Genomic DNA, 12,436 nt, shown 5'->3' with positions numbered 1-12,436 from the left:
CGGACTTTGGTGGATAGACGAAAAAAACCTTCTCACATAGGAGAAGGTCAATAACCGATTAGTCGAGCTCACTCAAAAGCGTTAACCAGTTTGTCGTAAAGAGCTCATCAGAAAACCGGTCGATCGAGTGAAGGGCGGCTTCCCCCATTTGACGGCGTAGAGCGGGCTGCTCCATCAAGCGGATTGCTGCTGCTGCAAAAGCTGACGTGTCACCGGGTGGAACGATATAACCGGTCGTCCCGTGCGCGATGATTTCACGCGGACCATAACAGATATCATAGGCGATGACCGGAACACCATGACCCATGCTCTCAAGGATCGCCATCCCAAACCCTTCGGATTGCGACGTGAAGATTGTTGCGACGGCGCCATGATAGGCGTCTTGAATGTTCGTGATGAATCCGTTAAACCGGATCTGTTTCGTCAGTGACAGTTCCTTGATCAAAGCGTGGAGATCCTTTTCGTGCTGATCGTTGTAACCGAAGCCATAGAAATCAAGGAAAGCATTCGGATGCTGGTCGACGATCTTCCGCATGACACGGATACTGGCGGCGACATCCTTTTTGATTTGAATGCGCGAGACGACGATGAACCGATTCGGATCAGGTTCAGGAAGAACCGTGTAATCCGCTTCCGGTACCGCACCGACACCGTGAGGAATCGCATGGAACGTCTCCGGATGACTGAACTGATCGGTCATATGTGCTTGTTGCCGAGGTGTTGCCGTGATGACTCGATCCCACTCGTCGATGCGACCAAATAACGTATCCCAGACACCGCTGACCGTTGCCGTCTCGTTGAAGGGCGAGACGAAGTGATTACTGTGTCCGAAGGCGATTTTTTTGATATTCGGATGCTTGATGTCCAAGATGACCGCGTCTAAATTCTTTTTCGGTAGGTTGGCAAGACGATCCCGGTATTCTGACGAGATCAAGACCGCCTCATGCTGACCTAACAGCTTATTCAAGACGAACGTATTAAAGGTTGCCGGATCATTGAACTGTTTTTCCTGACCGGCTTCGAAATAAAACAGATGACTCCAGTCCGCTGAATTGATTTTATGCCAAATCGTTAAATAACACGTCCCGTCACTATGGAAGAAGGAGCGAGAGACCGGCTTGTTCGACGTAAACGAATACTGGATCGTCTGCACCAACTGGCCGTTATCTAGGTATTCTTCGCGGCGCAGGCGATGACGATTCTCTGAAAAATAATCGATGAAGCTGAGCTGATCATTCGCGTCAAACCGGGCGTACTGGACGTATGTACCATTTTCGAACAACCGATACGAATCTTTTTCGGCGCGACTCGCGTCGAGGAACAACGTATACCGCTTTTCCCAGCGTGGAATCAATTCGCCTTTCGAAGAGACGACGGACCGTTTGTCTGCCTGGCGACGTCCTAAAAAATTAATGACGTTGACGACTTGGATGCGAGAATCAAGCAACCGTGCCTCGACCATCTCTTGACGAATCGTTTCAAGATTCGGTTGAATCCCTAACGTCACGAGCGTCACGTTTCGCTCCGGATCAGCTGCGATGATCGCATTCGCTCGTTTAATGACTGCTTTTGATAAACCGCCACGCTGGGTCGCTAACGTATTCAATGTAAAAAACAAATCTCGTTTCATAGGGCATCTCCTTATATAGCGCTTACAATTTGAAATAGCGGCTTGAAATATGGGTCACGTTGGTGAACCTTGCCCATACTATAGCATATTTTGTTGGAATAATAAGGAATCTAGGAACAAGAGATTCATGTCCCTAGGCGTAGCATTACGCTTCGTTGATCGGTTGAACGAATGATCGATTGGCTGTGATGTACGTATCCTGAGCCGTTTTCAAGCGTGGTGTGCCTTTGGATGACAGAACGATCTTCTCAATCGAAAGAACGGTATCCGGTGTATTTTTCGTTGGTAGTTCGTTTTTAAAGTCACGATCAGCATACTGTTTACAAGTCTTTAAAATCCGGACTGTTGTCGGAAGATCAGTCAGATACGTCTCGTCATCAATCATAGGTGGAAGGTGGATGTATTTTTTGTTTGCCGTGACGTAAGCACCGTCAACCGTGACGAGTCGTGGTGTGCCGGCAAGCGTCAACTGAAGATCGGAAATCGCCAGCAATTGTCCGACTTCAAGTGCTGTCTGCTTATGCTCGAATTCCAGATCGTCATACAAGAAAGCCTTCTCGAGTACAACGACATGCGTCGGTGCATCGATATGATACTTCGTCGCGTCGATTTTCTGTACAGGTGATCTGGATTCCGCTGGACGAAATTCGACTTTAAGTGGCTGGTAATGCAGATGCATCCCATTGACACTACTCGGTAACGTCATTCGGACGACGAACGGATGATAGTCGTCATGGATCAGCATCAATTGGAATGGATGTGAATATCGTTCGAGTGCCTCCGTCGAAATGAATAATTCAGTCCCTTCGATATGGAACGGAACGGCGGTTTCCGTTACTTCATCGTTAGGTGCGATTAAGAGAACTTGATCGACCGAAGCCGTGTCGTCTTTGAGTAATTGTACGACTTCATAGAAGACACCATCAACGAGACGCGTGCCTGCATACGTGGCAAAGAACGGCTCAAGGACAGGTCCGAGATGGTGTAGTGATTCCGGCATTCTATAATAAAGACGGTTCTCCGATACATAGCGCCGGGCTTTATGTTTTTGGACGAGTAGCGTGATGAAGGTGACGACGCTGTCATAATCTTGTTGCTGCAGCAAAGCGTACTGCTTTTGGAAAATGTCATCGAAAATGAAATCTGCTGGATCTGCACCATGTCGTTCAAAGATCGCAATCATCTCTCGGAACAAATCAAAAAAGGTCTGCTGTTGCGGATGCTCAAGGAACCGCTTGTTGTTGAACAGACGGGAGAGGAAATCCATCTCGATCAGACGGCTCAAGGCATGAGTCTTGGCGACTGCCGGAATATCCAGTTCAAGCGTTTTCTCAAGCACCTGTAAATTAAAAGTCGTCTTCTCGAAGATGCTCGTCTGTCCGACTAACGAGTCATTCATCGCGAATCGGTTGACGTGATAGACAGTTGCTGGATTCATCGAAGCCGTTTGACAGTTAGAGATGGCTTCGAAGAAGAAAAGTTTATCTTCACCAAACTGCATTGGGCTGAACCGAATGTTATGCTCGATCAAGACGGAGCGCTTCAGGATTTTCCCCGGAGGTCCTACCGCGCGAAACACTTTGTCGATTTCATATGGAACAAGCTGATTGGCAGTCGTGAACGATGCGAACCGCCCGACTTTTTGAATCGACGTGTCGGTATATTTGATCGTTTGACCGAATGCGATATCGGCATTGTTTGAAGCGGCTTGTGCGACGAGCTGAGGAAATCCGACCGGATCGAGGCGATCATCAGCATCTAAGAACGTGACGTATCTACCTGTCGCTTCTTCGATTCCGACGTTTCGCGGTTGGGCAGGACTTCCCGTATTTTCGGGGAGTTCGATGATGCGAATGAAATCCATCGTTTGTGCAGCCGTATGCAGAATCGACAACGATTCGTCCGTCGAACCGTCATCAACGAAAATCGCTTCCATCGTTGAATGATCAAGCGTGAGTGCCTGAATCGACGCGATACACGTCGAGAGATACGTCGCTTTATTGTATACAGGAATGATGATTGAAACAATTTTACCCAACAGTAATTCCCACCTTAAAGAAAATGTTTTAAAAAATACCATTTGAACTGTACCACAAAATGGATGCTCTCAAGCGTAAGAAAGGTGAGAAAATACAAAAAAGGACGATGACCCGATTAAAGAAGGGAGTCATCGACCATTTAAGCGCGGTCATAAAAAATTGAAATTACTTGATTCCAATGTTCTCAAGATATTTTTTTTCAGAGTCATCGATTTTACGGCTGATTTGTTTCGTATACGTCTTCCGCGCGTAAGTAGATCCTTTTTTCTGATAAATGGCTCTTTCTCCTCTAGATGATTGGTCGTAATAGATTTCGATTAAATCTTGATCCTCATAGACGATGACGCCCGTTTCTCCAGAATTTCGCTTTAGTTGTCGATCAACCTGTTGCTGCTTTAAGTATTGATTTTCAGATTTGAAGACTTGATCGATGGCTGCATCATATTTCTGTTTTGCTTTCTCACTCGTCGTATTTCCGTCTTGATCGTAATCGCTACATCCTGCTAGGAAGACGATCGAAAAAAGGAGGAAAAATAAAAGTTTCACTTTCAAATGCGAACACCTCCGAAGTACACGTTTTGTATTACCGATAGTGTACATCAAGGCAACGCTTCATATGTAACGTACTTGAGAAATAGGGAAGTGCCTTAGAGTAGGCATATTATAGTTCAATCGCATCGATGACGCCTTCAGGATACTCCCAGACGTTTCCTTCGATGAGCCATTGGTGGTGGCAGTTCGGGCAAGCGACTTCCGAAGCGAAGTCGTACTGGATTTCAACACCTAAGCGCCGCTCCTCGTGCGATACACTATGTAAATCTTCAATGAGAATCTCATCCTTGAATTTCTCACGACAACGTGGGCATTTGAATTTCGAATAATGACTGATGACCGTATCCATTCGATTCAACTCCTACACAAAGAATTAGTATCATTTACAGTATAATGATAACGCTTACATATAAACGTGTTAATTTTGAATTGTAATCAAAATGGAATATATCAACTGAATTGGATTTTGATATATAGAGATCTCGAAGAAAAACTTTAAAAGGAATTACCCGAACTTATACATCCGTTCAATCCAATTGAGGCATACTTTTCGTCTAAATCAGTAAAAAGTGCCTTAAGATATAAGTTGAAACCACCATATCATTACAGCTTTTAAGAGAGGTGAAAATCATGTTAGAACTCGAAGTGTTATATATTGAGAAAAATGCAAATAATGAGTTGGATATTAACTATTTTGATCCAAAAAATGAACCATTGATCTTTATGTTTCAAAGGATGTTGAAAAAATTAAAAGTACAAATTCCGAAATACAGTTCTCTTTATGTTATTTTTTATGAAAGTTTAACAGAAGAAGAAAAACAAAAAATCAGAAGTGAAAATGGTGACGGACGAGAATATTATTTTAAAGAAACTAAGATGGATGAATTAAAGTCAAAAAAGAATTTAGATTTTTTAAAAGAAACGTTGAATACTTTACTAGAAGGAGTTAGACATTCAATATTCCGAGAATGTATAACCGATGATGAATTAAATAAAATAGAAAATTATGTGTATGAACAGAATTTTCTATTCGTACAGAACATAGCCAGGAAAAATAACAAAACGAAAACAATGAGAGCTACTCTAAAAGGAAAATTGACATCTGTAAACCTAACTTTGTTTCTAGTGATTACTGATATGAAGTCTCGGAAAAGCCTATATGATGGATGTGTATTTGAATTACCGCAATCAGTCATTATACCGTTGAGAAGTATATTGAACCCTATCTCTTTATATGGATATGAATTGTACTGGGAAAATGAAAATACGATCGACATCATCATAAACACAGTGGGAGATAGATTACGAACAAAAATTTACCGGAAGAATGATGACTCTGTTTTGATTAAGCAACAAAAAATAAAGGCTTAAAGAAAGCATTATTTTTTATCAAGTGATTGCGACATAGAGTGTTCTTAACATGCAATTCGTTTTTTCTGTTCATTAGATGCTACACTTAGACCACCTATTACACATAAAAGGATGATATGGATGTGGAAGGCACTATTGTTTAATTCTGTTTGGATGGGTATCACATTGCCAATTCTTTTGAGTATTACTTTTACAATTTTACACCCTCTATTCGTGTCTGGTAATAATGGTGTTCTCATGATTGTCGTTGCGTTAATCATTGGTATAATTGATGTTTACCTATCAATTCGGATTTGGACATGGATCGAAGGAAAGTCCTACAAACGAAAACGGTACATGTGAGTGAAGCCTAACGGATGAACACTTTAAAAAGTCGCTTTACCTTTTTACATTGCTATGAGATGGCTTCGGTATTGAACCGGAGTCATTTTTGTCGTTTTCAGATGTCACGATACCCTCCACTAGGAAAAAATAAAAAATCCCAAAATTGTATTATGAAATATATAATATATGGTAGAAGATATTTATTGAAAATGACATTTTTTAATGTCATGAAATGAGGATATAAAAATATGAATTACATAGAACACTTAGAAGCCCATTGTGGTGAAAGCACTGGTCACCTTGAGATGGAAGAATTACAAAATCATGCGATTCAATTGTTGCAGTTTCAAAATGCACCGTTTGCGAATGCGAATACCGTGACATCACTTGGATTATTGCACCACCCATTGCAATTCGAGAACGGTGCCGTTATCCATCAAGAAGTGATGCTATCTGTCATGCAACAAGATGCCGAGTCGGATTTAATTGAATTGATCTATCGCTTGACGCTGGAAGCATTAAAGACTGGACACGCTTATGATTTAGGCGAGTACTTACCGATGCCGGTTGGGTTGTTATCGAAGTACGACTTCGCTGCCTTATACGTGACGACACCGTTCTATTTTGAAGAATCATTTCAAGTCTATAAAGGTAACGCGGCATTCGGGGAACCGGAGACGGTGTTACCAGTCTGGTTCGTACCCATCTTTGCTTCGGAAGTTGCTTACATCGAACAATACGGTACTGAGGAATTTAATGAGATGATGTATGAAACTGAGATGCAGCTACTTAATTTAAAGCGACATCCGCTTGTGGGAGACGATGAAGCGATCGAAGCATTGAACGCTAAGAGACAACTCTTCATTCTCGAGTGTGAAATCACGGATGCGTTTTTTGAAGACGAGATCCAACGACCGTTAGTACTAAATGGACCGTTAGCGAAGGCGTATCAAATGAGTGTTGAATCGGGAGAACAAGGCGATACAGATCAAAAGGAAACTTTCCTGTTTGATTTTCTAAATCATCAAAATCGTTTTCCGATCTACGCGACCTTTTTTGCTTTTGAAGAGGAAGACAAAGACAACAGGGCTTTTTTCTCGCAACATCATATGTCGTTCACTTCACATGTCTTGTCTAGACAGAAACAAACGAACGGTTGGTTACGTGGAAAACGAACATCGACAAGTGAGAGTCATTTTTTCACGGTAAAGATTGAAAATGCTAGGATGCTCGAACTCATCCTTGAACACGCATATAGAGTTGCGTCGATGAACGAACTGTTCATGTTTTCGTATTCCAATCGCTTGTCGATTCAACAAGAGGTCGAAACGACGTACCGAAAAACACGTGTCTTAGAAGATCGGTTCGTTTATCCGGAAGATACGACCGTCGTGATTGTCGGCCATGATGGAACAATGCTTTATCTGCTATCGAACGAAGAACACTTCGCTTATGATCTTCGGACGGACTGGGCGAAACGACTACGACAACAGTTACCGAACGATACGATGATTCGCCAGCTGAATGGCGAATTGTTCGCAGACCTATAAGAACGGGAGGGAACTTCATGCAACTCATCAAACCAATGAACGGTCAGAATCATTTTTGGCTGTTCGAAAAGGATGGACGGACACTCTACACGTTTCACGGCATCATGGGAGAGAGATTGAAAGAACCAATGAGCGAGCAAAAGTTCTCGCGCTTTTTTAATCTGGATGCCTACATTCGAGAACTCGTAGCTGAGAAAGAAAAGGACGGATACTCGGTCGTTCAAGAAGCGGATTACCACGAAGTTGTCGTCGAGATCTTTTGTCAGGATACAGAGTATGACGTCATCTTTGAGCGCCGTTCGAGCATTGAAGAAGACCTCAATGAATTTCTTTTTGAAATCGGAAATGGGTATTTTGTTGAAGATGAATATGGTCCGGAAGCGATCGAATTCGTCCTTCATATCTTGGAGCCGTCTTATATCGTTGAACCCGTCATTGATTATTTTAAGGACCAGTTTAATCTGAAGAAAATCCGAATGGGGCAGGCAAAAGTTCATTACGGCAGACGTTTGACCGGACTTTATCCCGCAGGAAAGAATTTTAACCGGAAAAATTAAACACAAAATGTATAAGGAGGATTCATATAGATGGCATATCAAATCGGTTTACCAGGCGTCACAGAAGAGAGATTACAAGAGGTAGAAGCAGAACTCGGCTTCGAGCTTCCGAAAGAACTACGAAGTAGGTACAAGCACGAAAATAAATTCAGCATCGGCGAATGGGAGTTTCATCCGATCAAGGACGAGCAGTATATCAAGCGGACATGGGACGACCTTGTTCGTGTCAACACGACGGATGCGGAGGACTACCCATCCGGTTTCTTACGAATTGCCAGTGACGGAACAGGTGATGAACTCGGATATCAGCTTCCGGACACAGAGACGATCGTCTTGTGGGACCACGAAGAACAAGAACTATTTCCGGTAGCACCGACGTTGAATGCGTTCGTTGAAAAGGAACAACAAATGGAACAGAGTGCTGAACAAGCAGAAGACTTCTTACAGACAGTTCTCGAGACAGGTGCTGTCTATGGTCTATCGAAGTTGGAACAGTCGGGCTGGGCGTACTGTCCGTCGAATCAAGAGGAAACAGACGTCCTATTATTCTTTTCGACGGAAGCGGCGGCAAAAGCACTGCAGACGAAGGAATGGGCGAACTATCATCTGATTCGCTTAGACCTGGATTTGTACATGAATGGCTGGTTACCGAGCATGATTAACGACGGACTGTATTGTGGCTTGGATTGGGGACCGGAGCTCGTTGGACTTGAGCTAGATCCAGAAGATGTCCTAGCAGATCTGGAGGGTTAACATGATTCAGACACTCAGTAAACAGGTGGATGGCATTACGTACTTTTGGTACTTGTATCGTGATGGTCGAACAATCCAGATCTATCACGGTGTTACCGAGCAATGGAAGCTTGATCAAGATGTCAGCGATGAGAAGGAAGAACAGTACTCGACGAGGCGTCAAGCGAAACGACGGGTGGAGGAACTAATTGCTGAAAAGCAAGCGGAAGGATACAAGCAGGATGATATTTACGGGATACAACCCGGACGAAAGGAACGCGAGAAGTTTCGACGACGGACGTCCTGGTTCGCCTATCTTCTGGTGGGACTAGGTCTGTTTCAGTTCGTGACACCGTTCTCTGTCTTACCAATTGTAGTATTTGGAATGGGTATTCCCTTGATGTTTTTAGCTTTTCTCGGTAAAGGTTATCTTCCTACATGGCTTCGAATTGTCTGCTTCATTAGTTACTTTTTCATGCACGTGATTCATCTGCAGGAATCGTATATCCCGTATCTTTTCCCGATTCTTTCGATAGGCACGGGAATACTATTATGGTTTCATCTTCGAAAAACAAGACAACAAATGAAAGTGGAGTAATGACATTTTTAAAAGGAGATGAAACATGTCGCTCCTAAATAAGTTATTACAAGACCCTACCATTTCTGATCTACCATGTCTTCACACCGCTCTTCTTGCCAAAAATCGTGGCTTACGCAAAGAGTGATTAGTACATATGGATAGATTCATTGAAGAAGCGAATACGTGGAACTTCGAGCGACAGCGGACGTTTGTGAGTTGGTTATTATCTACCTGTGAAGGAGAGACAGACGCTTCGTTCCTCTTGATTCATCCGCTAAAAGAACGTCTTCTAAAACCGACTTTGAAGAAGTGGATGAAAGATATGCCGGATGACGTCCGACCGTATCGTTGGTATGGTCTTTTCTTTGATGAAGATGACCGTTACATCTACTTACAAGAAGCGATTACGCGAGGGGGAAGACGGGAGCAGTTAGCGATCGAGAGAATGATTGATCATCACTTGTATGGACTTTGGTATTCTTTCCACCATCTCGATGAAGACTTGTATTTAGGAAAAATAGAAGAGGATGCAGCAACCTTAACAGAGGCTTGGTTGTTAATCGAGCAACTCGAAGATGCACTTTTCAAATCGGAATGTATTAACGAATGGCAGAAGATGAATCAAACCTTAACGGATTGGATTCGTTTCTGGCAAGAGCAAACCACCGGATTCATGGAGTGGCGGATGCAATAAGAATCAAAGGGTTAAGTTTGATTAATCTAATGGCATTAGCAAGTTGGAAATGTCCTCTCCGTTATATTTAAGAAAGAGGTATTTAACATGAAAAAACTAGGCACGTTTACAAGTCACAAAGGGAATTTGATTGTCTCGGATCCTGCTTTCCTTGAGCCGGATATAGAATACAACGTGACAATTCCAGTTGAACAAGGTTCGATTTGGACGGTCTTCTATGACGAAGATGAGTTCGAATCAATCAATTTGCTTTACCTAACAATGAATGAAGAAACGAAGATGGCTCCATCCGATTTCGAGCCGTTATCCGATCTAGTCGTCGTCGATTCAGCGCAGCTCGTCGTCATGAACACAGCGGATTACGGGAGACGGGAAGCCATCGATTGGGAGATTCGAAATACGTTAGAGTTCGACGACGAGATCGACCCGTTCTATATCGCGATCTCAGACGAAATGATGGAAGACGAGATCTTTCTGTTTCCGTTCGGTGTCGCCGTTCAATTAATGGGGGACGGACACTATGAAGTCCTCGTCCGACGAGAAGACGATAACGTGACAGGGATTGCGATCGTCCTTGGGGAACATGAGGCTTTTGAAGAACACGATGACGAGGAAGACGTGTCACTAAAAGACGTTGAAATACCAATTATCAAGAAAGAAAGAAATCCATCAGGAGCTGATGATAGGTTTCTGGCGAATGTACTAGCTTCCATGGAGAGATTCTATGGAAAAGACCACAAAAAACTAAAATACAGTATTCCAATCAAGGGGCAAAAGGTAAGTCACGAGCTTTGTTTGTATGATCGCTTACCAAAAATTCAAAGCTACCGAGTGTCCGTGGAGAGTCCTTGTCCAGAAGCCCGCCTCCAAGCATTCGAGACCAATCATTTTGCGATTCCGGAGTGGTATAAAGAGATTTTGAGAGTCTGTAACGGTATGCGTTTTTCCGAAGAGTTGAACTTAAACGGTATTCCGTTGACGAGTTGGAATGGGTTATCGCATGAGATCCAAGGCAATCTCTCAGACAGTCTCGATGAATACGCGTTAACCGAGTTCGATGCGATCCGTGACAAGTATTTCTTTTTTGGGTCGTCGTTTAAACAGGACGAATACTATGCGGTATTGAAAGAGCGTCCAGACGAAGCTGTCTATTGCTTTGATTATAGAACGTTAAAACTCAAACGTCAGGCAACGACTTTCCAAGATATCGTCCGTGATGCATGGCGCGCGTGTAATCTGAAAGCACTCCATAAAAGAATGTGAGGAAGAAGATAATCTTATGAAAATAATCTATTCCCGTGAAGACTTACTCGCACTCGAAGATCCCTTTGAATATGAGGTGGGGTTGCCAATCCGCATCAGAGAACTGCCGGCTTCCGTCATCGAAGAGGAGATTCCGGATAGCCGCGAACAATTAGATCGCCTTCTGAAAGAGGGCTACACCTTGGTCATTCAAAAACCGCGAATTCCGAATCCTCCCGTATTCTCAGGGTTATCCGTGATAGCGGAGAACACGGTCATGAAATTATATTTCTACGAGGCGGATCATTGTGAAGATGCGTTATGGGATGTCCTGTCCGAGAATGAATACAATCGCCACTGGGCATATTTTTTACTGAAGAAAATCGAAGGTGTCAGATTCGAATTGCCTTATACGAATGAAGCTCAAAGTTCGCTGAAACTGTCTAATCTCAAAACAAATGAACTCGTACATCTACGATTTGAAACCAATCAAAGCGTAACGTGTCAATGGGAATGAAAAAGGAGATACTTCATGAAAACGTATCTTGAAGAGCATAGCGATGCGACACGCATCTTTCCATGGCTTGCGGATGCGAGTTCATCAATTCGCTGTCTATGTGCAGTCGGTGAGATGCTTTTGTTTCCAGAAGACATCGTCCAATTCAAACAAATCAGTAGTGAGATGTTCCGTGACAAGCTAGCGAAAAAGCATGCGCTGAGCACGTATCGCTTTTATGTTGTAGTGTGTGTCGGAAATGAGTTTCAGTCCAAAAGAATCTTTGATTATTACAAGCTGTGGCGTCTACTCGAACGAGAAGAAATGCTCGAGGGCTTCATCTCTCGAATAGAAGTACCGGTTCAAGTGGGAAAAGAACCGTACTACGTTGGGATTGCTGAATTTGGCATCGAACAGCTCACAACAGCCATCGAGATGATTAGTGACTCACCAGCTATGTATACCATTATTTGTGCAAATCATGATCGACCGTCACACTGTCAGGAGTTACTTGATCAGGTGCTCGACATCGGCTTAACAGAGAGTGGGGGTTTGCCAGTCGTCGAGATGGTCACGACACTGACCGCACAAGGTTATGCCATCTGCACGTGGGGAAGTTCGAGTGAAGAACAGGAACTACAGTGTTTTTATACGGCAGCCTTCTTATAA

Annotated in this window: 13 protein-coding genes; 9 read left to right on the top strand and 4 right to left on the bottom strand. The window is 43.3% G+C overall.

Annotated elements, in window-relative coordinates; all coding sequences use genetic code 11:
• Positions 1-58 precede the first annotated feature (58 nt).
• From AYO36_RS07610 to AYO36_RS07595, 4 genes are all read right to left on the bottom strand, one after another.
• Positions 59-1,630: a glycosyltransferase gene (locus AYO36_RS07610; RefSeq protein ID WP_064300038.1), complete on the bottom strand. Its 1,572-nt coding sequence runs from the start codon at positions 1,628-1,630 to the stop codon at positions 59-61.
• 145 nt (positions 1,631-1,775) lie between these two features.
• Positions 1,776-3,668, bottom strand: coding sequence for a glycosyltransferase family 2 protein (locus tag AYO36_RS07605; protein WP_064300037.1), 1,893 nt, complete (start codon positions 3,666-3,668; stop codon positions 1,776-1,778).
• A 166-nt stretch (positions 3,669-3,834) separates the two neighbouring features.
• Positions 3,835-4,221 carry a hypothetical protein gene (locus tag AYO36_RS07600; RefSeq protein WP_064300036.1) on the bottom strand — a complete coding sequence of 129 codons (387 nt, stop codon included), beginning with the start codon at positions 4,219-4,221 and terminating at the stop codon, positions 3,835-3,837.
• Between the two features lie 109 nt (positions 4,222-4,330).
• Positions 4,331-4,570, bottom strand: coding sequence for a hypothetical protein (locus tag AYO36_RS07595; RefSeq protein ID WP_064300035.1), 240 nt, complete (start codon positions 4,568-4,570; stop codon positions 4,331-4,333).
• Between the two features lie 281 nt (positions 4,571-4,851).
• Between AYO36_RS07595 and AYO36_RS07590 the strand changes: the two genes are divergently transcribed.
• The 9 genes from AYO36_RS07590 to AYO36_RS07545 all read left to right on the top strand — a co-directional run bounded on the left by AYO36_RS07590 (position 4,852) and on the right by AYO36_RS07545 (position 12,436).
• Positions 4,852-5,592, top strand: coding sequence for a hypothetical protein (locus AYO36_RS07590; protein ID WP_064300034.1), 741 nt, complete (start codon positions 4,852-4,854; stop codon positions 5,590-5,592).
• A 572-nt stretch (positions 5,593-6,164) separates the two neighbouring features.
• Positions 6,165-7,466, top strand: coding sequence for a suppressor of fused domain protein (locus AYO36_RS07580; RefSeq protein WP_064300032.1), 1,302 nt, complete (start codon positions 6,165-6,167; stop codon positions 7,464-7,466).
• Between the two features lie 17 nt (positions 7,467-7,483).
• Positions 7,484-8,023, top strand: coding sequence for a hypothetical protein (locus tag AYO36_RS07575; protein ID WP_064300031.1), 540 nt, complete (start codon positions 7,484-7,486; stop codon positions 8,021-8,023).
• Positions 8,024-8,053: 30 nt separating this feature from the next.
• Entirely contained in the window at positions 8,054-8,776 is a 723-nt protein-coding gene (locus AYO36_RS16675; RefSeq protein ID WP_082874194.1) for a DUF2750 domain-containing protein, read from the top strand.
• A 1-nt stretch (position 8,777) separates the two neighbouring features.
• Positions 8,778-9,353 carry a hypothetical protein gene (locus tag AYO36_RS07565; RefSeq protein WP_064300030.1) on the top strand — a complete coding sequence of 192 codons (576 nt, stop codon included), beginning with the start codon at positions 8,778-8,780 and terminating at the stop codon, positions 9,351-9,353.
• Between the two features lie 136 nt (positions 9,354-9,489).
• Complete coding sequence (locus AYO36_RS07560) at positions 9,490-10,029, top strand: hypothetical protein (protein WP_082874193.1); 540 nt, start codon at positions 9,490-9,492, stop codon at positions 10,027-10,029.
• An 87-nt stretch (positions 10,030-10,116) separates the two neighbouring features.
• Entirely contained in the window at positions 10,117-11,292 is a 1,176-nt protein-coding gene (locus tag AYO36_RS07555; RefSeq protein ID WP_064300029.1) for an SMI1/KNR4 family protein, read from the top strand.
• Positions 11,293-11,308: 16 nt separating this feature from the next.
• Positions 11,309-11,788 carry a hypothetical protein gene (locus AYO36_RS07550; RefSeq protein WP_064300028.1) on the top strand — a complete coding sequence of 160 codons (480 nt, stop codon included), beginning with the start codon at positions 11,309-11,311 and terminating at the stop codon, positions 11,786-11,788.
• A gap of 15 nt (positions 11,789-11,803) precedes the next feature.
• A complete protein-coding gene (locus tag AYO36_RS07545; RefSeq protein WP_064300027.1) occupies positions 11,804-12,436 on the top strand; it encodes a hypothetical protein in 633 nt (210 codons plus the stop codon).

This window comes from Exiguobacterium sp. KKBO11, from assembly GCF_001644945.1.
GTDB classification, from domain to species: Bacteria; Bacillota; Bacilli; order Exiguobacteriales; family Exiguobacteriaceae; genus Exiguobacterium_A; species Exiguobacterium_A abrahamii.
Note: the sequence above shows the minus strand (reverse complement) of the source record. Positions and strands in the feature narration are given on the sequence as shown.